We start from the raw sequence: 26234 nt of genomic DNA, 5'->3' as shown, positions 1-26234 counted from the left end.
TGTTTCATGCGAATTTTCCTTATTGAACGGGAAGCAATAGGTTGCTATCAGATTTTATTTGTTATAAGATTAGAATGATAATAAATTGATAATGAAGTTTCGACAATTTTGTGAACAAAACTTCTTTTTACTATGGAGGTATATAATATGAGTCAACCTAAATTAGTCATTAATGATTTACATGTTTCAATCGAAGAAAAAGAAATTATTAAAGGTCTTAACTTAGAAATAAAGGGTGGAGAAATTCACGCAATCATGGGGCCAAACGGAACGGGTAAATCAACATTATCTTCTGCAATCATGGGTCACCCAAAGTATGAAGTAACAAGCGGTGATGTAAGTCTTGATGACGAAGATGTATTAGAAATGGAAGTAGATGAGCGCGCGCGTGCAGGTCTATTTTTAGCTATGCAATACCCAAGTGAAATTAGTGGTGTAACAAATGCTGACTTCTTACGTTCTGCTTTAAACAGCCGTTTAGGTGAAGGGAATGAAATTTCCTTAATGAAATTTATCCGTAAAATGGATGATAACATGGAGTACCTAGAAATGGATCCAGATATGGCACAACGTTACCTAAATGAAGGCTTCTCTGGCGGGGAGAAGAAACGTAATGAAATTCTTCAATTAATGATGTTGAATCCAAAAATTGCGATCTTAGATGAAATCGATTCTGGTTTGGATATCGATGCATTGAAAGTTGTTTCAAAAGGAATTAACAAAATGCGTGAAGAGCGTAAAGAAGAGTTCGGCTGCTTAATTATCACTCACTACCAACGTTTATTAAACTACATCACTCCTGACTACGTTCATGTAATGATGCAAGGTCGTATTGTTAAATCTGGTGGACCTGAGCTTGCTCAACGCTTAGAAGCAGAAGGATATGACTGGATTAAAAAAGAGCTTGGTATTGAAGACGAAACTGTTGAACAAGAAGCGTAATTGTTAGGAGGATTGACCAATGACAACGGATATTAAATTACCATTTGACCAAGAGTATCTTTCCTCTTTTTCGAAAGATATGAATGAACCTTCTTGGCTGACAGAGCTGCGTGTAAATGCTTTACAACAAGCAGAGGCTCTTCCGATGCCAAGACCGGACAAAACAAATATTAAAAACTGGAACTTTACCCAATTTGAAAAGCATATTGTAAGCAGTGAAGATTTTTCAGATGTAAGTGATTTACCAGAACAAGTAAAAGCACTTATCGATTTAGAAAAAAATAAAACACTTTATATCCAAAGAAATAACCGTCCAACTTTTTTAGCTGTTTCTAATGAATTAAAAGAAAGCGGCGTAGTTTTCACTGATATTTTCACAGCCGCAAGAGAATACACTGACTTACTGCAAAAATACTTTATGAAAGATGCTGTAAAGATAGATGAGCATAAATTAACGGCTTTACATGCAGCCCTTTTAAATGGTGGAGTATTCTTATATGTTCCTAAAAACGTAGTAGTAGAAGAACCAATTCAATCCATTTTCTTACATGATGACAAGGAAGCGAACCTTTTTAACCATGTTATTGTAGTGGCTGAAGATAATAGCTCTGTTGTTTATGTAGAAAACTATGTTTCTACTGTGGATCCTGAAGAAGCAGTATTCAATATTGTGACAGAAGTAATAGCCAATGCAAATGCAAAAGTTCAATATGGTGCTGTTGATAATCTAGCGCATGGGGTTACTACGTATGTAAATCGCCGTGGTGTTGCAGGTCGTGATGCTAAAATAGAATGGGCATTAGGCTTCATGAATGACGGTAATACGATTTCTGATAATACAACATATTTGATGGGGGATGGCTCATATGGCGATACGAAGTCTGTAGTAGTTGGACGCGGCGATCAAAAACAAAACTTCACTACAAAAGTAGTTCATTACGGTAAGAGCTCTGAAGGCTATATCTTAAAGCATGGTGTAATGAAAGATAAAGCTTCTTCCATCTTTAACGGAATTGGTAAGATTGAACATGGTGCAACAAAAGCAAACGCTGAGCAAGAATCTCGTGTTCTAATGTTAAGCGAAAAGGCTAGAGGCGATGCGAATCCAATTCTATTAATTGATGAAGACGATGTAACGGCAGGACATGCAGCATCTGTTGGTAGAGTAGATCCTTTACAATTGTATTACTTAATGAGCCGTGGTATTCCACAACATGAAGCAGAAAGATTAGTTATTCATGGTTTCTTAGCTCCTGTAGTAGAACAATTGCCAATTGAAGGTGTGAAAAAGCAATTAGTTGAGGTAATTGAAAGGAAAGTAAGATAATGGATAGCAAACATATTCGTTCTTACTTCCCAATTTTAAACCAAGAAGTCAACGGACATCCATTGGTTTATCTTGATAGTGCAGCTACCTCTCAAAAGCCAGTCCAGGTAATTGAAACAATCGAGAACTACTATCGAGAATATAATTCCAATGTTCATCGTGGCGTTCATACCTTAGGCACTAGAGCGACAGATGCTTATGAAGGAGCAAGGGAAAAGGTAAGAAAGTTTATCTCTGCTTCTTCCATCGAGGAAATTATCTTTACTCGTGGTACGACAACTGCGCTGAATACAGTTGCACAAAGCTATGCGATGGAAAATGTAAAAGAGGGGGATGAAATAGTCATTACCCCGATGGAGCATCATAGTAATATTATTCCTTGGCAGCAAGTTGCCAAAAAAACAGGAGCAACACTTAAATATTTGCCGCTGCAAGCAGATGGAACAATTGCACTTGCCGATGTTGAAAATACAATCACGCCAGCAACAAAAGTAGTTTCCATTACCTATGTTTCAAATGTTCTGGGGGTTATCAATCCAATAAAGGAAATAGCGGCTATTGCTCATAAAAATGGAGCTGTACTCGTTGTAGATGCTGCACAAGGAGCTCCACATGTAAAAATCGATGTGCAAGATTTGGATTGTGATTTCCTTGGATTCTCTGGACATAAAATGTGTGGTCCAACAGGAATTGGGGTACTTTATGGAAAGAAACATCTTTTAGAAAATATGGAGCCAATTGAATTTGGTGGAGAAATGATTGATTTCGTCGGATTATATGAGTCGACTTGGAAAGAACTTCCGTGGAAGTTTGAAGCTGGAACGCCAATTATTGCAGGGGCCATCGGTTTAGGAGCAGCCATTGATTTTCTCGAAGAAATTGGCTTAGAGAATATAACCGAACATGAGCATAAATTAGCAGCATATGCAATGGAGAAATTGTCATCTATTAATGGTTTAACTATTTATGGACCGCACAACGCAAATAACCGTGCTGGCGTGATCACCTTTAATATAGAAGATGTTCATCCACATGATGTTGCAACAGTATTAGATGCTGAAGGAATTGCAGTACGTGCAGGACATCACTGTGCACAACCATTAATGAAATGGCTAAATGTTTCTGCAACCGCTCGAGCAAGCTTTTATCTTTATAATTCAGAAGAAGATGTTGATAAGCTTGTGGAAGGGATTGGCAAGACAAAGGAGTATTTTAGCGATGTCTTTTAATAATTTAGATTCACTTTATAGAAGTGTAATTATGGATCATTATAAAAATCCCCGGAATAAAGGAGTTCTTGAAGGCAGTTTGACTGTCAATATGAATAACCCTACTTGCGGGGACCGTATCCTTCTTACAATGAAAATTGAAGATGGGATTGTCGCTGACACAAAATTCGATGGAGAAGGATGTTCCATAAGCATGTCTTCTGCATCCATGATGACACAAGCAATTAAAGGGAAAACAGTCGAACAAGCGTTAAAAATGTCTGAGTCATTCTCTGAAATGATTCAAGGTAAAGACTACGCAGATGATATGGACCTGGGGGATATTGAGGCACTTCAAGGTGTTAGTAAATTCCCAGCAAGAATTAAATGTGCAACATTAGCTTGGAAGGCTATGGAAAAAGGCGTAAATGAAGGATTAGATTCATAATTTACTACCAAGGTTGCATGTAGAATGGAGGAAAATGAAATGGCAAAAAAGATGCCCGATATTGGGGATTATAAATATGGATTTTCAGATAAAGACGTTTCTATCTTTCGTTCTAAACGTGGATTAACGAAAGAAATCGTTGAAGAAATTTCAAAAATGAAGGCTGAACCACAATGGATGCTAGACTTTCGTTTGAAAGCATTAGAGCATTTTTACAACATGCCAATGCCACAATGGGGCGGCGATCTCTCTGCTTTAAACTTTGATGAAATTACGTATTATGTAAAGCCATCAGAGAAAACAGAAAGATCTTGGGATGAAGTTCCAGATGAAATCAAACAAACATTTGATAAGCTTGGTATTCCAGAAGCTGAGCAAAAATACTTAGCAGGTGTATCTGCTCAGTATGAATCTGAGGTTGTTTATCATAATATGCAGGAAGATCTTGAGAAAATGGGAATTGTTTTCAAAGATACAGACTCTGCATTAAGAGAAAATGAAGATATTTTCCGTGAGCATTGGGCAACTGTTATTCCACCTACGGATAATAAGTTTGCTGCTTTAAACTCAGCTGTATGGTCTGGTGGATCTTTCATTTATGTTCCAAAAGGAATTAAAGTAGACACGCCATTACAAGCGTATTTCCGTATTAACTCCGAAAATATGGGTCAATTTGAAAGAACATTAATCATCGTGGATGAGGGTGCAAGTGTACATTATGTAGAAGGCTGTACAGCACCAGTTTATACAACGAACTCTCTTCACAGTGCCGTTGTTGAAATCATTATTAAAAAAGACGCATATTGCCGTTATACAACGATTCAAAACTGGGCAAACAATGTATACAATCTTGTAACAAAGCGTGCAGTTTGTGATGCTAATGCTACAATGGAATGGATCGATGGAAATATTGGTTCTAAATTAACGATGAAATACCCTGCTGTCATCTTAAGAGGTGAGGGAGCAAGAGGAATGACTTTATCTATCGCTCTTGCTGGTAAAGGACAACACCAAGATGCTGGAGCAAAAATGCTTCACTTAGCTCCAAATACATCTTCTACAATTGTTTCTAAGTCTATTTCGAAACAAGGCGGAAAAGTAACATACCGCGGTATCGTTCACTTTGGACGTAAAGCAGACGGTGCTCGTTCTAATATCGAATGCGATACGTTAATTATGGATAACAAGTCTACATCTGATACAATTCCATACAATGAAATTTTAAATGATAATATTTCATTAGAGCACGAAGCAAAAGTTTCAAAAGTATCAGAAGAACAATTATTCTACTTAATGAGTAGAGGTATTTCGGAAGAAGAGGCAACAGAAATGATCGTAATGGGCTTTATCGAGCCATTTACAAAAGAATTACCAATGGAATATGCAGTAGAGATGAACCGTCTGATCAAGTTCGAGATGGAAGGCTCTATCGGTTAATATATCCAGTAAAGAAGATGAACTATTGAGGTTCGTCTTCTTTTGTTTTTGTCAGGAAGAAAATATTTTTAGCTGCATATGAACTATATTGCATTCCCAAAATTAGTGTGTTATATTAGCCTCAAGTACTTATTAAAGAAGTTTAATAAGTTTTATTTTGCTCACTTATTAAATATCTTTAATAAGTTGGATGGAAAGGAGGGAAATAAAGTGGATGCGACGCCAAAATCTATGAAAAATATTATCCAGCAAAATATTCGTCAACTTCTTTTAGCAAATGGAAGTGCTACGAAGGTGGAGTTGAGTGATAAATTAGGAATTAGTTTCCCAACTATTAGCAAATTTACGGCGCAGATGGAAGAGAATGGAGAATTACAATCAGCAGGTTTAGATGATTCAAGTGGCGGCAGACGAGCGAAGCGGTATACATATAATCCTGAATATATGTTGGGGCTAGCTATTTTTTTAGAAAAGACTGAAACCAATTATATTGTGTTTAACTGCCTAGGGGAAGAAAAGGAGACTGGCAAAATTTCCAGTGCATTAAGGGATGACAATGTTAAATTACTGATCGAGTACGTGGAAGCGCTACAAACACAATATCCGAAGATTAGCTCTATCTCTATTGGGGTGCCTGGTTCGGTTGATAATGGTCGAATCATCTACAGTCCTGATTATGAATATCTTCACGATTTTGATTTAAAGGGATACTTAGAAAATTATTTTTCGATTCCAGTGGTCATTGAAAATGATATGAATGCAGCAGTATTAGGTTATCAAGATCAGCAGGAGAAAAAGAACGATAAATCACTTGTTTATCTCTATTCTGGCCAAAATGGTCCAGGAGCTGGAATTATCGTAAATGGAAAGATTGTACGAGGGAGTACTAATTTCGCAGGGGAAGTATCTTTTGTTCCGCAATATAATAACCGAAACTTTGGACAGACCTTTACAAATGGAAAAGTGTTCTTTTCAAAGGAAGATGAAGTAGATGCCATAAGTAGATTAATTGCTTCCTTTGTGGCAATTATTAACCCGCATGTGGTTATTTTCTGTGATGATGAAGTCACTCAAACCACAATCAACCAAATCAAACAACAAAGCTCCACCTATATTCCGGCAGAGCATCTTCCTGAATTTAGAATGAGTGACTGGAAGCAAGATTATTTATATGGGTTACAAAGACTTGGACTCGATTTAATCATTACAGGAATAAGTAGTAAAACAAATGAATAGTTTGCAGAAAGCTTACAGAGTGGGGGTTAACTATTGGCGACATTCTTTTTAGTAATCATCTATTTGGCTTTTATCAGTTTAGGTTTGCCTGATTCTTTATTGGGAGTGTCATGGTCTTTAATGCAAGTGGAATTTAAGGCACCCCTTGAAACTGCAGGAGTACTTTTTATGACAATTGCAGCGGGGACGATTATTTCCAGCTTTATTAGCGGTATAGTGCTGAAAAAATTCGGAACTGGAATGGTTACATTTGTAAGCTGCTTTATGACAGCGGGAGCTCTATTAGGGTTTCATTTCGCCCCATCCATTATATGGCTGTTTATCTTTGCAATCCTGCTTGGATTAGGTGCAGGTGCTGTAGATACGGGTTTAAATAACTATGTGGCAAGTCATTACAAAGCGCACCATATGAGCTGGCTTCACTGTTTTTGGGGAGTTGGAGCTACGCTTGGCCCGATTATTGTAGCACAGTTTATATCCAGAGATAATTCTTGGCGAAGTGGTTATTTTGCCATCGCATGTATTCAATTTATTTTAGTTGTCATTTTGCTTTTCACACTTCCCTTATGGAAAAAGATAGAAAAGATCCCTAAGCAGGAGAACGAGTATAAAAGAGATGATTCAACTAGTACATTGGATGAAACATATTTGGAAAATCAAAAGCCTTGGCAAATAAGAGGGGTTAAGCTAGCTTTACTTGCATTTTTATTTTACTGCGGGGCGGAAGCGGCAGTTGGGCTTTGGGGAAGCAGTTTTCTCGTAAATGTTAAAAATTTATCGATAGATGTAGCAGCCAAATGGGTTTCCTTATTTTATGCAGGAATCACCATTGGAAGATTTATCACAGGCTTTATTACATTAAAAATGAGTAATAAAAGGTTAATAAGATGGGGACAAATAATTGCGTTAGTTGGTGCAGTTCTATTATTTTTGCCATTCCCTGTTCTTTTTTCACTGGCAGGCTTTATTATGATCGGTTTAGGTTTAGCGCCGATATTTCCGTGTATGCTGCATGAAACACCACTACGTTTTGGAAAGAAGCATTCCCAAACCATAATGGGTTATCAAATGGCTATTGCCTATACAGGCAGTACCTTTCTTCCTCCCATTCTCGGATATGCTGCAGCCAAATCAACAATAGGAATTTTCCCTTTTGTTATTGCAGGATTTATTGCCATTATGCTATGGGGATCGGAAAGGTTAAATGGAGTATTGCATAAAAAAGAGATAAAAAGGGATACAGCGCGTGTAATTTAAGCTAATTAAAGAAGGAGTGACAGGAACATGAAAATAGAACATGTTGCAATATGGGTGAAAGATTTAGAAGGAATGAAGACATTTTATACAACCTATTTTGGTGGGAGAGCAAATTCGAAATATCAAAATAGAGAAAAGAAATTTGAATCCTATTTTATATCGTTCAAGGAAGGAGCTCGCTTAGAACTTATGCGGAAAGCTGGGATCGATAAGGATGATTCAAATGATAGAGTTGGCTGGGCGCATATTGCTATTTCATTAGGAAGTGAAGAAGCAGTTAATCAACTGACGGAACGATTGCAAAAGGATGGTTATTTGTTAGTTAATGGGCCTCGTCTAACAGGGGACGGCTATTATGAAAGTGTGATAGAAGATCCGGAAGGAAACCTTTTAGAGTTGACGGTTTAATGTGGATAGAAAGGAATGAAAAAGTGAAAACAGAAAAAGAAAAAATGGTAAATGGAGACTTCTATAATCCAGCAGATCCAGAATTAATAAAGGATAGAAGTAATGCGCGAAAGCTAACAAGAATATTTAATGAATCCATTGAAACAGAAGACAATATTCGGTCCGTCCTATTAAAACAATTATTTGGTTCCACAGGAACTAATATATTCATAGAACCAACCTTTCGTTGTGACTATGGATATAACATCCATGTAGGGGAAAACTTCTTTGCTAATTTTGATTGTGTGTTTTTGGATGTTTGTGAGATTAGAATTGGGGATAATTGCTTCATCGCCCCAGGAGTACATATTTATACAGCGACACATCCTGTAAATGCTCAAGAGAGAATAGCAGGAATTGAGTACGGAAAGCCGGTGAATATCGGAAATAATGTCTGGGTGGGAGGAAGAGCAGTTATCAATCCCGGAATAAGTATTGGGAATAATGTGGTGGTTGCATCTGGTGCAGTTGTGACAAAGGATGTACCAGATAATGTTGTTATTGGTGGAAATCCGGCAAGAATTCTAAAAAAAATAGTTGAGTAGAATAGCAGAGTTGGGGGAAAGCGAATGATTAAATTAGTGCTGACAGACATGGATGGAACATTTTTAAATAATAATGGTGATTTTGACCGGGAATTGTTCAAAGAAGTAAAGAATTTAATGAAAGAAAAAGGCGTAGCTTTTGCTCCTGTTACTGGTAAACAATGTGAACGGGTTGAAGAATTATTTGGTGAAGATGCGAAAGATATGTGGATTCTAGGGGATAGCGCCACCCGCATTAAGCATAATGGCAAATTTGTTTATGAATCGCTGTTAAGTAATGAATTGGGTCTAGCGATTATTCGTTTGCTAGAGGAAATCAGTCTAAATCATACTATTATTGCTTGTACGAGAAGCGGTGCAGTTATTAAGGATAACGTTATCCCGGAAGAAACTGCTATTGTAAGAAAGTCTTATGCACAGGTGAAAATGGTGTCAGATTTTAATGAAATAACGGAAGATTTTGTGAAAATAACAATTCACGATTCAGAGCTTAAATGTTTTGAGACAAAAGAAAGATTATCATCCTTTTTCGAATCCGCTTATATTGTAGCATCTGAGGCAGCTTGGATTGATATAGCCAATGTAAATGTACATAAAGGGACAACAGTTGAGCATTTACAACAAGTACTAAATGTTACCCCTGAAGAAACAATGGCATTTGGTGATGGCTATAATGACATAGAACTTATGAGTCGCAGTACATATAGTTTTGCTGTTCGTAATGCCGTAAAGGAATTAAAAGAGACAGCAAATTTCATCACTCGTTCAAATGAAGAAGATGGTGTAATGAGAACAATCATTCAACTGTTATCTCTTTCATAGATGGAAGATAGAATCTATCTATTTGAAAATAATGTAAGAAGTGAATCCCAAATGTGATTTTAGGAAGAGAAAGCTTTTCATTTCTCCTCTTTTCGTATATAATTTCTTTATTGGAAAAGAGGGTGTATAATGGAGAAAACAAAACCTTATGGTACGGTTCTATTAAGAGCAGCAAAAATTATGGATTACCTTTCAGACAATCCTAATCAAGCATTGCAGAAAATTGCTCAAAACACAGAGATGACAACTTCAACTACTTTGAAAATATTGGACACTTTATTGTTAATTGGCTTTGTGAGCAGAGATAAAAATAAAAATTATCGATTAGGATCTAAACTTATTCGATATGCCAATCAAGGTGTGGATCAGCTGGACTTAGTAGAGCTGACATTGCCTTATTTAGAAAAACTGCAAAAGTTAATTGATGAAACCATTCATTTAGGCGTACTTGCAGATAATGAAATTTTATATGTAAACAAGCTAGAGGCTAAACATCAGACAATAAGAATGTCATCAAGGATTGGGATAACAAGGCCCTTGTACAGCTCAGCAATGGGAAAGGCAGTTCTTGCAGAATTGGAAGAAGAAGAGTATTTAAATTATCTAAAAACAACTCCTTTAGTTCCATATACAGAGCATACGATAACCAACTCTTTAAAGCTTGCATCAGAATTGCAGAAAGTGAGAGAGACTGGTATTGCTTTTGATGACGAAGAAATGGAGAAAGATATTTTCTGTATTGGAGCGTCTTTAAAAAAAGATGGAAAAATCATTGGAGCATTTAGTGTAAGTATGCCGAAATATAGGCTCACAGAAGAATTTAAAAAACAAATAATAAAGGCTGTCGTCGAAACGAAAAATGAGATAATGCAAGTTGTGGCTCGTTAAATCGTTTCGGCGATTTTTTTTATTTAATGATTAGCGTTTACATTTTTCAAAAAAGTATGTATAATCAAGGTGAGTTTCTTAATAGTAAAATTGTATTTCTAAATAGGAAAAGAGTGGTGGAGATGAAACGAGTTGAAACATTACGACGCTTAAAGAGTGCTGGAATAATCGCAGTAGTCCGAGGGAACAGCAAGGAAGAGGCTGTGAAGGCAAGTAATGCAGTAGTTCAAGGTGGCATGAAGGGAATTGAATTAACTTTTACTGTTCCTAATGCAGATAAAGCCATTAGTGAATTAGTAGAGTTGTATAAGAATGATTCTGACATTGTTATAGGTGCAGGTACTGTGTTAGATGTAGTAACTGCTCGTTTAGCTATCATGGCTGGAGCAGAATATATTGTCAGCCCAAACTTTGATAGAGAAACTGCAGAACTATGTAATCTTTATCAAACTCCCTATCTTCCGGGATGCTTAACGATTACAGAAATGAAAGATGCATTAAAGGCAGGAGTAGATATTATCAAATTATTCCCAGGCAGTGCCTATGGACCAAGTATTGTATCCGCTTTTAAAGCTCCAATGCCTCAAGTTAATATTATGCCGACAGGCGGAGTTAGCCTGGAAAATATGGAAGACTGGTTTAAAGCAGGAGTAGTAGCAGTTGGCGTAGGAGGAAACCTATTAGCACCTGTGGCAAAAGGGGATTTTGCTAAAGTTACAGAGATTGCTAGTCAATATATGGATAAATTTCATCAAATTAAAGGAGCATAAATATGGGGAAGGTAGTTACGTTAGGTGAAATCATGCTTCGTCTATCCACTGATTCTGGTGTACGAATTGCCCATGCTGATAATTTTCGTGCACATTATGGCGGGGGTGAAGCCAATGTCGCTATTTCACTAGCCAATTTTGGTCACGATGTTTACTTTGCTAGTAAAATTCCAGACAATGGCTTAGGAGAAGGTGTAGTAAAGCATTTAAGTTGTTATGGCGTTCATACTGACTTTCTTTTAAAAGGAGGATCCAGGTTAGGCACTTATTATGTAGAGGCTGGAATTGGTGAACGAGCAGCCAATGTCATTTATGACCGTGCTGGTTCGAGTTTCGCCGAAATGACAGAGAGTGAATGGAAAAAGGAAGAACTGTTTAATAACGTAGATATCTTTCATATTTCAGGAATTACACCAGCGTTATCTTCAAGTTGGAAAAAAACAACAATCTCATTAATAGAAGCAGCAAAAGAGTCTGGCTGTAAAATCAGTTTTGATATTAACTATCGAGGAAAATTATGGTCTCAAAAAGAAGCAGGTGAGACAATTTCTGAAATATTGCCTTTGGTAGATTACTGTTCAGCTGGCAAGCTTGATGCTCTCTATTTGTTAGGAATTCCTGAGGCGACTGAACAGGAGAATGAATTAGTTTACTACTATCAAGAAATACAGAAGAAATTTCCTGCTATCTCTGTTCTATATTCCACAAAAAGAACGGTGGTATCTGCTAGTAGCAATGAATTAATAGGAACATTATGGATGGATGATTACTACTATGAATCTCAAAAACATGTTATTAATCCAATCGTTGATCGAGTAGGAGCAGGTGATGCCTTTTCCGGTGGAGTTCTGCATGGAATACTAGCACAAAAAAGTCCACAGGAAATGATTGACTTTGCGACAGCTGCATCTGCTTTGAAACATACAGTTCAAGGTGATTGTAATCAATTTAACGAACCAGAAGTCAACAGCTTTTTACTAGCTGGCTCTGGAAAAATAAATCGATAGGAGTGTAGAAAAATGCAAAACATGGAAACGCGTTATACACATAGCCCCGAGGATATACGTCATTACTCTACAGAACAATTGAGAAAAGAATTTTTAGTAGAAAAAGTATTTGTGCCAGGGGAAATTAGCTTAACGTATACGCATAACGACCGCATGATTTTTGGTGGAATTACGCCAACCGATAAATCCTTAGAAATCATATTGGATAAGCAATTGGGTGTGGAATATTTCTTGGAACGCCGTGAGCTGGGAGTTATTAATATCGGTGGACCTGGTTATATCGAAATCGACGGAGAAAAAGAAGAAATGAAAAAACAAGATGGATACTATATTGGCAAAGAGACACGACATGTTGTCTTTTCTTCCGAGAATCCAAACAATCCAGCTAAATTTTATATTAGCTCCGTACCGGCACATCACAAATATCCAAATGTAAAAATTAGTATTGATCATATCAAACCAATGGAAACAGGAGAAGCCCTAACATTAAATCAACGTAAAATTTATCAATACATACATCCAAATGTATGTGAAAGCTGCCAATTGCAAATGGGCTATACTATCTTAGAGCCTGGAAGTGCATGGAATACAATGCCTTCTCATACACATGAAAGACGCATGGAAGCATATGTTTACTTTGATATGGAAGAAGATACCCGTATTTTTCACATGATGGGGAAACCGGATGAAACAAAGCATCTAGTTATGAGCAGTGAGCAAGCTGCTATTTCACCAAGCTGGTCTATTCATTCTGGAGTTGGCACAAGCAACTATTCCTTTATCTGGGCAATGTGTGGCGAAAATATCACGTATACCGATATGGACATGATTCCAATGAATAAATTGAAATAAAAGGAGAGAAAACAATGGCATTCACGATGGATAAATTCCGCATTGATGGAAAAGTAGCCTTAGTTACAGGTGCAATATATGGAATTGGTTTTGAAATTGCAAGCGCTTTATCGGAAGCGGGTGCAAAAATCGTGTTTAATTCCTTAAATCAAGAATCTGTCGATCAAGCACTTCAAAGTTATCAAGAAGCAGGAATTGAAGCAAAAGGCTATGTATTTGATGTTACAGATGAACAAGCCGTACAAGCTGCGGTTGCGCAGATTAAAGAAGAGGTTGGTCCGATTGATATATTAGTTAACAATGCTGGGATTATCAAGCGTGTGCCAATGGTAGAAATGTCTGCAGAAGATTTCCGCCAAGTAGTAGATGTAGATTTGAATGGACCATTTATCGTTTCTAAAGCAGTTATACCTGATATGATTCAAAATGGCGGCGGTAAAATCATCAATATCTGTTCCATGATGAGTGAACTTGGCAGGGAAACAGTCAGTGCCTATGCTGCTGCTAAAGGCGGGCTAAAGATGCTGACAAAAAATATTGCTTCTGAATATGGAGAATACAATATTCAATGTAATGGAATCGGACCAGGTTATATCGCTACACCACAAACTGCCCCATTACGCGAAAAGCAGGCAGACGGATCCCGTCATCCATTTGATCAGTTTATTATTGGAAAAACGCCTGCAGCACGTTGGGGAAATCCTGAAGACCTAGCTGGTTCAGCCGTATTTTTAGCATCTGAAGCATCGAACTTCGTGAATGGTCATATTCTCTATGTAGATGGCGGAATACTGGCTTATATTGGTAAACAGCCTTAAGAGAAGCATAGATATTTTTACTAGTTCAATATCTGAAAGTATCTGTACTTATTTTTAAATTTATCTTGGAGGTACCAATAAATCGGGTGACTGATTTATTGGTACCTCTTTTTCTTTTAACTTAGTTATTTATGATGATTATGATATGATATTTAATATAAAGAAATAAAAAAACAGATATATTTTTGGAAATGAAGTTAGTGTTTTTCTCTATGTGAGTATCGCTTTGAGAAAAACAATGTTATAGAGGTGATTTTATTGATTCATATCGGATTAACAGGCTGGGGAGATCATCCGAGTCTATATGGAAAAAATACTTCATCGCAAAATAAGTTAATGGAATATGCCGGGTATTTTCCTACTGTGGAAGTGGATGCTTCTTTTTATGCGGTGCAGCCAGTCCGGAATGCGGAGTCTTGGGTAAAGAAAACACCTAACTCTTTTCAATTTATCGTAAAGGCATTCCAAGGGATGACAGGCCATAATCGTGGAGACATTCCTTTTGCCTCGAATGATGAAATGTTTGCTGCATTTATCGATTCCTTAGTTCCATATAGAAAAAGTGGCAAATTGGCGATGGTGTTATTCCAATTTCCTCCTTGGTTTGATTGCACAAAGGAAAATGTCCAATTCTTAAGAGCGTGTAGAAAAAGGATGGGAGATATACCTTGTGCACTTGAATTTAGACATCAATCATGGTTTAATCCCAAATATCGAGCAAATACCCTTCAGTTTATGAAGGAAGAGAATTGGATACATAGTATTTGTGATGAGCCTCAAGTAATGCCTGTTTCTGTTCCTACTGTTCTAGAAGCGGTTGGCGAAGATAAGGTGCTCATTCGGCTTCACGGAAGAAATTATTATGGTTGGCAGCAAAATAATAATCCAAATTGGCGAGAAGTTCGCTATTTATATCGGTATAACACAGCAGAATTAAGTGAATGGGCTGAAAATATTCGCCAGCTTGAAAAGCAATGTAAAAATATTTATGTGCTCTTTAATAATAATTCTGGTGGAGATGCGGCTGATAACGCACGAGAACTGATTGATTTATTAAATATAGAATATACGGATTTAGCTCCAAGACAATTGGATTTATTCTAACTATCAGAAGAGTGGAGAAGAGCATTCTCTGCTTTAGAATAGATAATTGCCTAAAAAAGTGAAAATACAAATAAGGAAGGCGAGAAGATGGAAGTCATCCACATATATCATACTAATGATTTACATAGCCATTTTGAAAATTGGCCAAGAATTTATGAATTGCTGCGTGAAAGAAAAAAATGGCATAAAGAGGCTGGCGAAGCTGTTTATTTATTTGATATAGGTGACCATTTAGATTTGTCTCATCCTTATACGGAAGCAACTAAAGGTAGAATTAACACACAGCTGTTAAATGAAGAACACTATGATGCAGTGACAATTGGGAACAATGAAGGAATTACTTTGTCATATGAAGGATTAGATCATTTATATGATGAAGCCAAATTTGATGTAATTGTTGCAAATCTATACAAACGTAATGGGGAACGTCCTGATTGGGCTATTCCTCATCAAATATTTAAGACAGCTAAAGGAACAAAAATTGGGGTAATCGGTATTACAGCCTATTTCGAAAAGTTATATGAGCTCTTAGGATGGAAATTGACAGAACCAATAGAAGAACTATCAAAGCAATTAGAAAAAATTAGAGGAAATGTTGATATTATTGTATTGCTTTCCCATTTAGGGATAAATGACGATGAGATGATTGCAGCTAATTATCCAGAAATAGATGTGATTCTTGGTGCACATACCCATCATATTTTCCATCAAGGAAAAATAATTAATAATAATCTTCAAGGTGCTGCCGGTAAATATGGCTATTATCTTGGTCATATTGAATTAAAGGTTGATGCTTCCAAAAGGGTAATCGATAAAAAAGCCATATTATATGAAACAAGTAAGTTGCCGATTGCAAATAAAGAAGAAGCCATTGTGGAAAATTATTACCAGCAAGGGAAATTGGTTTTATCAGAAAAGGCAGCAACGATTGATGAGTATTTATCTAGAGAAGCGCTAGCAGAAATGCTTTGCAAAAAATTAATTTCGTGGTGTCAATCGGATTGTGCAATTATTAATGAGGGCTTAATTTTAGAAGGATTGCAAGCCGGGGAGATCACTTTCTTTGATTTATTATCGATTTGTCCACATCCAATTAATCCATGTAATGTGACATTAACCGGAGCGGAACTGAAAGAAATTCTGCTTGATATGAAATCCGATAAGTGGGAGATAATGCCTGTCAAGGGTCTTGGATTCCGGGGAACATTAATGGGGAAAATGATTGCAGCAGGCATTACGCAAGAGACAATCGGAGAAAAAGAACAGTACTATATCCATGCACAGGAAATACAGGCAGATCAGAATTATGTTGTAACAGTACCTGATATGTTTACATTCGGTAATTTTTTCCCAGCCATTTATCGGGCAACGAAGAAAGACTATTTTCTTCCTGAATTTATGCGTAATATTCTTGCTGACACTTTACAAAATAGGATAAAAGCGTAAAGGGTCATTTTATCATTCTTAAATAAAGAAGAAAACACCGATTTCTCCTCTCTTGAATATACTTATTAGGAAGGGAAAGAGAGGAGTGAGCACAGAGTATTATGATTGATGTGTATCCTGTTGATATCAATGGACATACTTTTATTGCGGTCTCGGTATTATTGCCTAAAACTACTTTGCTTGCTGTAAAAAATGATAAAGGCTACATTATGTGCGGTGCTTTAGATGTGGCATTGTTAAATGATAAGCTGAAAGACCGGAAAATTATTGCTGGTAGAGCTGTTGGTGTGAAAACGATTGAACAATTACTAAATGCACCCTTAGAGTCAGTGACAATAGAAGCAGAAGCATATGGAATTCATAAAGGGATGATTGGAAGAGAAGCATTATTGAAAATGATATAAAGGATAAAGAGGTTAAGAAGGTTTAACGAATCAGAGGGGAGCCCCCTTTCGTTAAACCTTCTTTTTTGGAAGAGAGGGAAATGAATATCCCTGCATTTGGACAATTTCTTATAAATTTTACTTTTCTTTTATAGGTATAAAGAAACAGAAGCAAAAGTACGATATAATAGTTACTATATAAATTATTAGGAGCTATTAAAGCATGAGATTAGTTGGGACAAAGAATATAAAAGAAGGTGCAATCTTAGCTAAGCCTATATTAAATGATCGCGGAAGAGTGTTAATAAATAGCGGGATAAGATTAGAGCAAAAGATGATTAAAAGGCTGCTTGACTTTGGTATTAGCTATGTTTATTTAGAAGATAAAAATACAAAGGATATTAAAGTGAATGATGCTATCTCAGAGCAAGTTAAGATGGAAGCGATGCAAACTATTGAGAAAAGTTTTGATATGATAAAAAGTGCGGATGCTGATAATATTTCGATGGTGATGGAGAAGAATACACCGGTTTTTAAAAATTTGGTTGAAAAAGTACTATTGGAATTAAAAAATCATGAACATCTTTCTTCTGTTATGTCTGATGTTTATCTATATGATAATTATATTTTTTCGCATAGCTTAAATGTAACTATTTACTCGTTGGCATTAGGTTTAGAGTTAAAACTTCCGCCGAAGCAGATGGAAATCTTAGGGCTTGGGGCTATTTTACATGATATTGGTAAAATGACAGTTCCATTAGAAATTCTCCTGAAACCAGGAAAGTTGACGGCAGAAGAATTTGATATTATAAAAAGTCATGCTGAAGCAGGCTTTGAGATGCTAAGAAAAGTGGAGACACTGCCTTTACTCGTTAGTCATTGTGCCTACCAGCACCATGAACGATTAAATGGTTCTGGCTATCCGAGAGGCATAAAAGCAGAAGATATTCATTTGTTTGGAAAAATTATTGCTGTAGCAGATGTTTTTGATGCCATTACATCTAATCGCGTCTATCATGATGCTTTATTACCACATGAAGCACTAGAGATTTTGTATACAGGATCAGGTTATCTATATGATGCAAAAATTGTTGAAGCATTTAGAAGAGCGATAGTCCTTTATCCTAATGGGTTAAGTGTTATGCTAAGCAATGGAGAAAAAGGGATTGTATGTAAACAAAATAAGGGGATGAATGAAAGACCAATTATACGAATTGTGGAAAGAGAGGGAAAAGAAATTCCTCCATATGACTTGAATTTAAAGGAAAATCTTTCAATTGTCATAACGCAATGTGATTCTCTCCAAAATCCCTTGTGAACATAAAGGCGATAAGAATGAAGCAGTAGATCCTTATCGCCAAGTAAGTAATTTATTTTTTCTTTCTTGTTTTTATCTTTTCTTGTCTTTCCCATAATCGTAAATGTGCATATGGATCATAGGACCATTCTGTATAGCCATTATCTTTATAGATACCATAATGTAGATGAGGAGGGAATTTTCCTGAGGTTCCTGGCGGTCCGTATCCTGAACTTCCAACTCCACCAATAATCATCCCTGGCTCTACGACCATTCCAGCCTGAATCTCTTTCGAGAATCCATTTAAATGGGCAAAATAATGATAATTATTATTAATATCTCTTATTCCGATGCGCCATCCGCCATAATTATTCCAGCCTTTCATTTCTACAATACCATAGGAAGTCGCTTTTACAGGGACTCCATAGTCTGCAAAAATATCTGTACCTTCATGAATTCTTTTTCCTCCCCAGCCGCGGGCGTCCCCCCAAGTACTGCGATAGCTATGATCACTTCTTAATGGCAGAGGGAAGGCATGATCATCTAAATTTAATCTGCCAAAGTGGTTGTATATGGCTGCTTTTCCCATTATGATGCTAACAGTTTTATCCCTTTTATAGTAGTTCCATAATCCGATTTTAAAGTTATCCTCATCAATGCCATATTGACTTATATAATTGGAGAATGCGGAAAGGATATCTTCATCATTAAATCTATCTGCTTTTCCATCTCCATCACCGTCAGCACCAAGTCCTCCAAATAAAGGAATGGTTAAAGGGTTATCATCCTCTGGATTGGGATTAATAATACCAGCCCATTCTTCCTTCGTAAAATAAATCCCAGTGTATCCCTTTGCCTTAGGGATATCTTTTCTTGAAGAGCGAATGTTACGCTCATATTGATCGACAGCCGCTATATAATACCAAGGAATATGATATAATGCTTCTATTTTTTTATAAAGTTCCATCCTTTTTGTGTAAGGGTCATTCATTTTTTCATTAGCATATGTGACGGTGTTAGGTAGTAAAAACATAAGAATAATGATTATAAATATTAACCTGTGCAAAGATTAGTCCCTCCCTTCTTATTCTGTCGTTATATTTTGTGACTTATATCAAAAAAAATAATTATCAATTAATGGTAATCATTTTAAATGAATAACTTGTAGACGCATTTCCATTATGTTAAAGTGACAAATGAAGAAGAGACAATCCTTTTACTGTGTATAACATACAAAAAAATCTGAGGGATAGCTGTTATACAATACTGTTTTTTAAGTAAAAATGATGAAAATTATTTTACTAGGAGATGAATGTGGTGTCAGAAAAAAAACAAGAATATTTGCGCAAACCTGAATGGTTAAAAATTAAATTGAATACGAATGAAAATTATACAGGTTTGAAAAAAATGATGAAGGAAAAGCAGCTACATACAGTCTGTGAGGAAGCAAAATGTCCAAATATTCATGAGTGCTGGGCAGTTAGAAGAACGGCAACATTTATGATTTTAGGAGCTATTTGTACAAGAGCCTGTCGTTTTTGTGCAGTCAAAACAGGATTACCGACTGAATTAGATTGGCAAGAGCCAGAAAGAGTTGCTGATTCTGTGTTTGCAATGAACTTAAAGCATGTGGTTATTACTGCTGTTGCAAGAGATGACTTAAAAGACGGCGGAGCAGCTGTATTTGCAGAAACTGTTCGTGCCATTCGCAGAAAAAATCCATTCACCAGCATTGAGGTATTACCATCTGATATGGGAGGGGTAGAAGAAAACCTTCGATTATTAATGGATGCTAAGCCAGATATCTTGAACCATAATATTGAAACAGTAGAAAGATTGACCCCTAGAGTACGTGCCAGAGCAAAATATCATCGTTCTCTTGAGTTTTTACGAAGAGCAAAAGAGATGCAGCCTAATATTCCTACTAAGTCTAGTATTATGGTTGGGTTAGGGGAAACGAAAGAAGAAATTATCGCCACAATGGATGATCTTAGAGCAAATAATGTGGATATTATGACCATTGGCCAATATTTACAACCAACTGTCAAACATTTAAAAGTACAAAAATATTATCATCCAGATGAATTTAAAGAGTTAAAAGAGATTGCTTTAAGTAAAGGATTTAGCCATTGTGAAGCAGGTCCATTAGTTCGTTCATCTTATCACGCAGATGAGCAAGTAAACGAAGCGAAAAAAAATCAGCAAATGGCTGAACATGCAAAAGAAGCATAAATAAAGAATAAGACTAAAGGGATAAATTTTCCGCTGAACATTAGCTCAGACCATTATACGGAGATACTAAAAATATTTCGTATAATGGTTTGGGTTTTTTTATTCAACCAGAATTAATTGAGAATATCAGCCCATAATCAAAAGGTATTTAACAGTATAGAATAAAAATTCTGTATTTTTATAGGAAGATTTTATTGTTAGTGCTATGTAAATATCTATCCTAAGGTTATAATGATAGTGAGCAATGTTATAATTGGACTATTTATACCAAGATACGAATAGTTCAACTAATTATCAGTGAAGTTAAAAAGCAAAGCTGCATGGCTGGAAGTTTTATATTTAGGAAATATATACAGGTTTTGAGGTGATACGATTGGTTTGTATTAATAATCATTGTTATGAACTGATTGAAGAAAGAAAATCAGGTTTTAATGAAGAAGCATTTAAAAATAGATATAGTGACATATTAACGAAATACGATTATATTGTCGGAGATTGGGGTTATGGACAATTAAGATTACGTGGCTTTTTTGATGATCATAATCAAAAATCAAGTTTTGACACGAAAATAAGCACGTTAACGGAATATTTATATGAATATTGTAATTTTGGCTGTGCCTATTTTGTAGTGAAAAAAACAAAATAAAAAGGTTATCCTTTATTTTGATCTTGAAGAAGGAGCTTCCATTCAGAAAGAAAACAAGAAATGGACTGGCTTAGCAAATGGAGAAACTGTTTTGTTAATGATTACTTATCTTTATCCAAGTGTAAGGAAATACATCTAACTCAGTTTCTTAAGCAAAGCCATGAATGATTATCTTACCATTTGAATTCCCCAATGCGATTTTTGCTTCTAATTGTAAGTCTTGTAGCAATAGAAGTAAGGAAAAGTCCATCTAAAGAGAATTAATTTGCTTTAATGACAGAAAAAGTTGGCATTTTGAGAGGAATGGGGCTATGAAATATCAAGAGAATGTCTGTTCAAGATTATTTAATTGGGGAAAATTACTTCTTCCGGCAAAACTTATTAAGTATTTTCCTCCATCATTTGTATTACGAGACCCTATTATTCATCAAGTACAAAAAGCGATGATAAAAGGATATGAGGTAGCTGTTATTGTAATAGATATATCGAATTTACATAGAATAAAGCAACAATTAGAAGCAAAAGATTTTCGACAATATATTCGATTGCTAAAAAAATTATTTGGCAAAACGATACAATTAAAAGCTTCTAATGAAATCATTGCTATTCATGATTATAATCCGAACGGCTTAACCATGTTTATGAAATGGGAACAAGGATCCGAATGTTTACCAGTAATAGATGGGTTAATTAAAGATATTATACATAATGTGGAAAATGACTTTCGTGAAATTGGGAGCATTCCGCCTGAATTTCATACAGGATACATGTTTATCGAGAATAAATATACCTATCTTTCTGATGCTATTCAAACGGCTTATGAATTTGCCCTTGCAATGGCACATAAAAGAACTGATCCGGAATTCAATAAATTAGTCTATACTTTGAGTAATATTGTGGCGAAAAAAAGCATCCGTTTATTGGCACAACCAATTATGGATGTAGAAACAAATAAAATTCACGCTTGTGAAATGCTGACAAGAGGCCCAGAAGGAACACCGTTAGAAAATCCACTTCAACTTTTCTCTTTAGCAAGGCAAACGAAGTTTTTGTATGATCTTGAAATGATTGTTCTTGATAAAGCTTTTGAACAAATCCAGCAAACAAAATGGAGGCATAATATCTTTATTAACTTTACACCAATCACAATTGGTAACCAAAGATTTATTAAAGATATAAAGAGCGTAATTCGTAGGTATAAAGGGATTTCCCCGAAAAAAATAACAATTGAAATTACAGAAAGAGATTCATTTGAAGGGTTAGAGCATTTTGCTAAAAATCTAAAGGTTTTAAGAATGCTTGGTTTTTTAATCGCAGTTGATGATACTGGCGCGGGTTATGCTAGTCTGAATTCCATCAGTGAAATCATGCCAGATATTATTAAGATTGACCGTTCTGTAATCCAGAATATTGATAAAAATTCAGTAAAGGAATCGATGCTCCAAGGACTTCTTCTTATTGCAAAAGAAGTGGGCTCCGTTGTGGTAGCAGAAGGAATTGAAAATGCAGAGGAAGCCTCTGTTTTATCGAAAAATAAAGTGGATTTAGCTCAAGGATATTTTTACGCCAAGCCTACTAGTCTTAGTAACCATTTACAAATCTCATAGTATGCGGAAGGAGTAAGGGAATATGTATTTTGTGGACCGAGAAAAAATAGAAGAACAGTTAAATTATTACCATGAGCTCATCAGTCAGTTTGAAACGCAAGAAACGTGGAATACATTTCTTGAGAAAGTGGCACTTGAAAGATTGACACATATGATGATTGAAGTCATCTTAGATGTAGGAAATAGTATGATTGATGGTTTTATTATGAGGGATCCGGGCAGTTATGACGACATTGTCGATATACTTATTGATGAAAAAGTTATTACTATGGAAATAGGAAAAGACATTAAGGAACTCATTCTTTGGCGCAAACAGCTTGTACATCAGTATACTAATATTGATCATAAGGGATTGATTGCAGCATTTGAAGCGAAGCTACTCTCCATAAAAGCCTTTGCTCCATCTGTAAAAGAATACTTAATTCATGAATTAGGACCTGTTTCTGCATTTAGAAATTAGATTATTTTTAAAGAAAATGATTTTAATCAAATAAAGAATAATTTTCAAGCTGTGAAAAAAGCAACGTGCTTTTTTAAATAGTTCCTGAATTAATACATAGCAATTGAAAGGATTTTCTTAATGAAAGCGTATAAAGGATATTTAATAGATTTAGATGGAACAATGTATCGGGGAACAGAAGTAATTGAAGAGGCAGCTGAATTTGTTAAGCGATTGATTGCTGCGCAAATTCCCTATTTATATGTCACCAATAATTCGACAAAAACACCAGAACAAGTGGCCAAAAAACTACAGGAGTTTCAAATACCGGCAAAAGCGAGTGAGGTATTTACTTCCGCCATGGCTTCTGCTAATTATATTGTCGAAAAATCCCCTGGAGCAAATGTGTTTATGATAGGGGAAGAAGGACTTCAGCACGCTTTAGAGGAAAAAGACTTGAAGTTAATGAAGGATTCAGAAAATGTTGATTATGTGGTTGCTGGACTTGATCAACAGATTACCTATGAAAAGCTTACAGTGGCATGCTTAGCAGTCCGAAATGGCGCACAATTTGTCATTACAAATGGGGATACGGCTTTGCCAAGTGAGCGAGGATTATTACCTGGAAATGGTGCCTTAACTTCTGTTATTTCGGTAAGTACTCAGCAACAGCCTGTTGTTGTCGGCAAACCAGAATCAATTATTGTAGATCAAGCAATCAAATTATTAGATCTGCCGAAAGAAGACGTCTTGATGGTTGGCGATAATTATCAAACAGATATTATGGCAGGCATCAATGCAAAGATGGATACACTTCTCGTGTATACAGGAGTTACAACGAAAGAGCAACTAAGCGGATATTCTGTCAAGCCAACCTACACGGTTGATAGCTTAAGTGAGTGGGCTATAATAAAATAAGGTCATATAAAGAGGACGTTTCGCTACTGTTTACAGTGTATGAAACGTCTTTTTTTTACAAGGTGACTTATTCTTCCCCATTAGCACGGTGAGCTAGTCTACTTGAAGCTGCTGCTGCAATAGCACCGACAATATCGTCTAAAAAGGTATGGCATTCACCAGAACTCTTATCATTTAGCTTTTGTAAAATGCCTGGTTTCAATTTATCTACATAGCCATAATTAGTAAATCCGATGGAACCATATACATTTACAATCGAGAAAGCAAGCACTTCATCTACCCCGTAAAGCCCTTCATCTGTTTCGACAATTTCTTGCAGGGGAGATTCCAGGAGCTTTTTTTCAGCGAGTACATCTAATTGTATCCCTGTGATAACAGCATTTTGAACCTCTCTTTTGGAAAGAACGCGCTCGACATTATGAATACAGTCTTCCATTTGTAAATCTTTATGATATTTCTCTTGTAAGAGATAAACAAGCTTCGCTATGTCTTCTATTTCGACTCCACGTTCATGTAACCACTTTCTGGCTGTTTTTTCTGTTAGGTCTTTTAATGACATGAACTTCACCTTTTCTTTAATTATTCACTATGTATTCACAGTGTTTATTATTATATGCATGATGGCTGTTAGATGTTCCTTACAGCTATTGTTTCCATAATAGGGGCAATTCATGATTTGTATCCTCTTAACAAGTTTTAACATTCCTTGTCATATACTTCTAAAAGAGAGAATAACGAGGAGGAGGAAAAGACATGATTAAGAAAATTTTATCGACAAAGTATGGAATTGATGTAGAAGAAGAAACAAGAGTCGGTCATTATGAAGCTTGTATAAGCAAAGGAAAACTGTATACTATTGTCCCAGTAGGAAATATAGAGGAAGAAGAACTAACAGAAAGAGACCAAATTGCTGCACATATCTATCAGATTGGTGATAAACATGTCAGCATGTTATTAGAGTCAAAAGAAGGAAGCAAACATACTGAAATGAATGAGCAGCTTTATTGTGTGCTTATGAATGAACGACTACGTCCCTTTCAATCTCGGAAATTAGGGCGAAAACTGGGGAAGTTTCATTTTAGAGGCAGAACTGTACCATTTGGTGTCCAAAAAATAAGTAGAATGGGGCAGTGGAAGAGTATGTGGGAACAAAGATTGGGCCAATTGGAGGGTTTCTGGAACAGTATGTTATACAAACAGCCAGAAAGTGAATTCGATCAATTATTTTTAGAATCTTTTCCATATTATATGGGGATTGCTGAGAATGCCATTCAGTATCTTGTCGATACAGAGCTAGATGATGATCCAACTGCTGTAGATAGTGGAACAATTTGTTATAACCGTTTTACCAAAGACACATGGGCAGGAGAATATTATATTAAAAATCCATTTGATTGGGTGTTTGATCATTGTGGAAGAGATCTTGCTGAATGGACAAGAGATCGATATTTTCGAAATATCAAAACATATCATCGAGAAGTAAAGACGTTTTATGAGGAGTATCAAAGTGTTATGCCCCTAAGTTCTTTTGCATGGAGATTAATATATGCAAGGCTGTTATTCCCCATTCATTATGTGGAATGTATCGAAAATTATTATTCTGCTATACAGGAGGCGGACCGTCTATTTCTAGAAGAACGGTTAAAGAAAATGCTCAGCCAGTCGAGGGATTTAGAAATATTTCTGAAAGAATTTTATGACAACACAGAAGTGCCAGTTAAAACATTGAAAATCCCTATTGTTTCCTGGTTGTAAATAATTGGTTTGGAGCGAAGGGCATAAATAGTCAGGGATATAAGTGTTCAAAAAAAGGAAAATCCTAACAATTATACGGAGATATTCATGGGAATTTCGTATGTTGTCTGGTTTTTTTTATGAATACAGTTTCTTTTCCATGGAGTGAGCGACGAGCGCTTCGTCGACTCACTGCTTAAAAAATCTAAATATACATAAAATTTATAATTTTTCTTTTGGAATTTTAGCATCTTCCTATATAATGGATTCATTAAGTAAACGAGCACAAATATTCTTTTTAAAAGGGAAAAGCTATTCTTATTCTTTTAAAATAAAAATTTTAAAAGAATGTTTAAACACCCCTTGTAAAAAAAGGAATCAAACACTATAATGTCTACTATACAAAGACAGTTGTTCTCGTAAA

General features: G+C 35.9%; 27 protein-coding genes. 25 read left to right on the top strand and 2 right to left on the bottom strand.

Annotation, left to right across the window (positions count from 1 at the left end; all coding sequences use genetic code 11):
- The first annotated feature begins 147 nt into the window (after positions 1-147).
- From sufC to BCI01S_RS13045, 19 genes are all read left to right on the top strand, one after another.
- Positions 148-942, top strand: coding sequence for a Fe-S cluster assembly ATPase SufC (gene sufC, locus BCI01S_RS13135; RefSeq protein WP_047942270.1), 795 nt, complete (start codon positions 148-150; stop codon positions 940-942).
- Positions 943-961: 19 nt separating this feature from the next.
- Positions 962-2269 carry a Fe-S cluster assembly protein SufD gene (sufD, locus tag BCI01S_RS13130; protein WP_047942268.1) on the top strand — a complete coding sequence of 436 codons (1308 nt, stop codon included), beginning with the start codon at positions 962-964 and terminating at the stop codon, positions 2267-2269.
- A complete protein-coding gene (locus BCI01S_RS13125; RefSeq protein WP_047942267.1) occupies positions 2269-3498 on the top strand; it encodes a cysteine desulfurase in 1230 nt (409 codons plus the stop codon). The genes sufD and BCI01S_RS13125 overlap by 1 nt, the downstream gene beginning before the upstream one ends.
- Positions 3488-3925, top strand: a complete 438-nt coding sequence (gene sufU, locus BCI01S_RS13120) for a Fe-S cluster assembly sulfur transfer protein SufU (protein WP_047942265.1) — start codon at positions 3488-3490, stop codon at positions 3923-3925. The genes BCI01S_RS13125 and sufU overlap by 11 nt, the downstream gene beginning before the upstream one ends.
- Positions 3926-3964: 39 nt before the next feature.
- A complete protein-coding gene (gene sufB / locus BCI01S_RS13115; protein ID WP_047942264.1) occupies positions 3965-5362 on the top strand; it encodes a Fe-S cluster assembly protein SufB in 1398 nt (465 codons plus the stop codon).
- A gap of 231 nt (positions 5363-5593) precedes the next feature.
- Positions 5594-6598 (top strand): ROK family transcriptional regulator, encoded by a 1005-nt coding sequence (locus BCI01S_RS13110; protein WP_047942355.1) that lies wholly within the window; start codon positions 5594-5596, stop codon positions 6596-6598.
- 33 nt (positions 6599-6631) lie between these two features.
- Positions 6632-7855, top strand: a complete 1224-nt coding sequence (locus BCI01S_RS13105; protein WP_047942263.1) for an MFS transporter — start codon at positions 6632-6634, stop codon at positions 7853-7855.
- A gap of 27 nt (positions 7856-7882) precedes the next feature.
- A complete protein-coding gene (locus tag BCI01S_RS13100) occupies positions 7883-8263 on the top strand; it encodes a VOC family protein (RefSeq protein ID WP_047942262.1) in 381 nt (126 codons plus the stop codon).
- A 23-nt stretch (positions 8264-8286) separates the two neighbouring features.
- On the top strand, positions 8287-8847 hold the full coding sequence (locus tag BCI01S_RS13095) for a maltose acetyltransferase domain-containing protein (RefSeq protein WP_061799197.1): 561 nt from the start codon (positions 8287-8289) through the stop codon (positions 8845-8847).
- A gap of 24 nt (positions 8848-8871) precedes the next feature.
- Positions 8872-9669, top strand: coding sequence for an HAD family hydrolase (locus BCI01S_RS13090; protein WP_047942261.1), 798 nt, complete (start codon positions 8872-8874; stop codon positions 9667-9669).
- A 129-nt stretch (positions 9670-9798) separates the two neighbouring features.
- Positions 9799-10557, top strand: a complete 759-nt coding sequence (locus tag BCI01S_RS13085) for an IclR family transcriptional regulator (protein ID WP_047942260.1) — start codon at positions 9799-9801, stop codon at positions 10555-10557.
- Positions 10558-10679: 122 nt separating this feature from the next.
- Positions 10680-11327, top strand: coding sequence for a bifunctional 4-hydroxy-2-oxoglutarate aldolase/2-dehydro-3-deoxy-phosphogluconate aldolase (locus BCI01S_RS13080; RefSeq protein ID WP_047942259.1), 648 nt, complete (start codon positions 10680-10682; stop codon positions 11325-11327).
- A 2-nt stretch (positions 11328-11329) separates the two neighbouring features.
- Positions 11330-12334 (top strand): sugar kinase, encoded by a 1005-nt coding sequence (locus BCI01S_RS13075; protein ID WP_047942257.1) that lies wholly within the window; start codon positions 11330-11332, stop codon positions 12332-12334.
- 21 nt (positions 12335-12355) lie between these two features.
- A complete protein-coding gene (kduI, locus tag BCI01S_RS13070; RefSeq protein ID WP_095320562.1) occupies positions 12356-13186 on the top strand; it encodes a 5-dehydro-4-deoxy-D-glucuronate isomerase in 831 nt (276 codons plus the stop codon).
- A 14-nt stretch (positions 13187-13200) separates the two neighbouring features.
- A complete protein-coding gene (locus BCI01S_RS13065) occupies positions 13201-14004 on the top strand; it encodes a gluconate 5-dehydrogenase (RefSeq protein WP_047942255.1) in 804 nt (267 codons plus the stop codon).
- Between the two features lie 258 nt (positions 14005-14262).
- The gene (locus tag BCI01S_RS13060; RefSeq protein WP_047942254.1) at positions 14263-15108 is read left to right on the top strand and encodes a DUF72 domain-containing protein; all 846 of its coding nucleotides are present in this window, start codon (positions 14263-14265) and stop codon (positions 15106-15108) included.
- A gap of 87 nt (positions 15109-15195) precedes the next feature.
- Entirely contained in the window at positions 15196-16554 is a 1359-nt protein-coding gene (locus BCI01S_RS13055) for a bifunctional metallophosphatase/5'-nucleotidase (protein WP_047942253.1), read from the top strand.
- Positions 16555-16655: 101 nt separating this feature from the next.
- Complete coding sequence (locus BCI01S_RS13050; RefSeq protein ID WP_061799079.1) at positions 16656-16958, top strand: YunC family protein; 303 nt, start codon at positions 16656-16658, stop codon at positions 16956-16958.
- A gap of 202 nt (positions 16959-17160) precedes the next feature.
- Positions 17161-18255, top strand: coding sequence for an HD-GYP domain-containing protein (locus BCI01S_RS13045; RefSeq protein ID WP_061799077.1), 1095 nt, complete (start codon positions 17161-17163; stop codon positions 18253-18255).
- A gap of 52 nt (positions 18256-18307) precedes the next feature.
- Here the strand turns inward: BCI01S_RS13045 and BCI01S_RS13040 are convergent, their stop codons facing one another.
- The gene (locus tag BCI01S_RS13040; RefSeq protein ID WP_047942353.1) at positions 18308-19267 is read right to left on the bottom strand and encodes a M23 family metallopeptidase; all 960 of its coding nucleotides are present in this window, start codon (positions 19265-19267) and stop codon (positions 18308-18310) included.
- Between the two features lie 284 nt (positions 19268-19551).
- Between BCI01S_RS13040 and lipA the strand changes: the two genes are divergently transcribed.
- The 5 genes from lipA (at position 19552) to nucF (ending at position 24076) form a co-directional block, all read left to right on the top strand.
- Positions 19552-20466 (top strand): lipoyl synthase, encoded by a 915-nt coding sequence (gene lipA / locus BCI01S_RS13035; protein WP_235844501.1) that lies wholly within the window; start codon positions 19552-19554, stop codon positions 20464-20466.
- 373 nt (positions 20467-20839) lie between these two features.
- Positions 20840-21112: a YutD family protein gene (locus BCI01S_RS13030; RefSeq protein WP_047942248.1), complete on the top strand. Its 273-nt coding sequence runs from the start codon at positions 20840-20842 to the stop codon at positions 21110-21112.
- Positions 21113-21423: 311 nt separating this feature from the next.
- Positions 21424-22719, top strand: a complete 1296-nt coding sequence (locus BCI01S_RS13025) for an EAL domain-containing protein (RefSeq protein ID WP_047942247.1) — start codon at positions 21424-21426, stop codon at positions 22717-22719.
- A 22-nt stretch (positions 22720-22741) separates the two neighbouring features.
- Entirely contained in the window at positions 22742-23179 is a 438-nt protein-coding gene (locus BCI01S_RS13020) for a DUF86 domain-containing protein (protein WP_061799075.1), read from the top strand.
- Between the two features lie 120 nt (positions 23180-23299).
- A complete protein-coding gene (gene nucF / locus BCI01S_RS13015; protein ID WP_061799072.1) occupies positions 23300-24076 on the top strand; it encodes a 5' nucleotidase NucF in 777 nt (258 codons plus the stop codon).
- Positions 24077-24143: 67 nt separating this feature from the next.
- Here nucF and BCI01S_RS13010 read toward each other — a convergent pair whose 3' ends face one another.
- Positions 24144-24635: a phosphatidylglycerophosphatase A family protein gene (locus BCI01S_RS13010; RefSeq protein WP_095259312.1), complete on the bottom strand. Its 492-nt coding sequence runs from the start codon at positions 24633-24635 to the stop codon at positions 24144-24146.
- Positions 24636-24829: 194 nt separating this feature from the next.
- Here BCI01S_RS13010 and yutH point away from each other — a divergent pair, with 194 nt between their 5' ends.
- Positions 24830-25831 (top strand): spore coat putative kinase YutH, encoded by a 1002-nt coding sequence (gene yutH / locus BCI01S_RS13005; protein WP_047942242.1) that lies wholly within the window; start codon positions 24830-24832, stop codon positions 25829-25831.
- The last annotated feature ends 403 nt before the right edge of the window (positions 25832-26234 follow it).

Origin of the sequence: Niallia circulans NBRC 13626 (genome assembly GCF_001591585.1) — a bacterium.
GTDB classification, from domain to species: domain Bacteria; phylum Bacillota; class Bacilli; order Bacillales; family Cytobacillaceae; genus Niallia; species Niallia circulans.
This window is presented reverse-complemented; position numbering and strand designations above follow the sequence as displayed.